General features: G+C 43.1%; 1 protein-coding gene. It reads left to right on the forward strand.

The genetic code is table 11. From position 1 onward, the window contains the following. Nucleotides 1-417, forward strand: a 417-nt coding sequence (locus AB4135_RS22115; protein ID WP_371995564.1) for a transposase, incomplete at its 5' end; no start/stop codon positions are given. Nucleotides 418-436 lie beyond the last annotated feature (19 nt).

Raw genomic sequence — 436 nt, forward strand, 5'->3', positions numbered from 1 at the left:
GAGCGAGAAAAAGAGCCTTGGTTACTCGCGACATCTCTTTGTAACTCAAGTGCTACCGCTAAAAGAATCATGAAGATTTATGCGACTAGGATGCAGATAGAAGAAAGCTTTAGGGATGTTAAAACAGGCCTAAAAATGAATGATAGTGGTACTCGAATAGGGAGCAAGCTCGGTGTATTGTTACTCATTGCCTGCCTATCTCAATTTGTGCTTTACCTGCTAGGCTTAGCCGTCAAAGCTGCTGATAAGCACTGGCAATATCAAGCGAACTCAATAAAGCACCGCAACGTTCTTTCAAACCAGTTCATTGGCTTGAGGGCATACAAAGATAGGAATTTGAAGTTGTTGAAATCGCATTGGCTAACAGCCATCAAGACACTACAAGGCTTAGTTCGGGAACCACAAGCATGCTATTAAATTCGTGGGGATCCGTCAG

The organism is Shewanella sp. 10N.286.54.B9 (assembly GCF_041468565.1).
Lineage (GTDB): Bacteria > Pseudomonadota > Gammaproteobacteria > Enterobacterales > Shewanellaceae > Shewanella.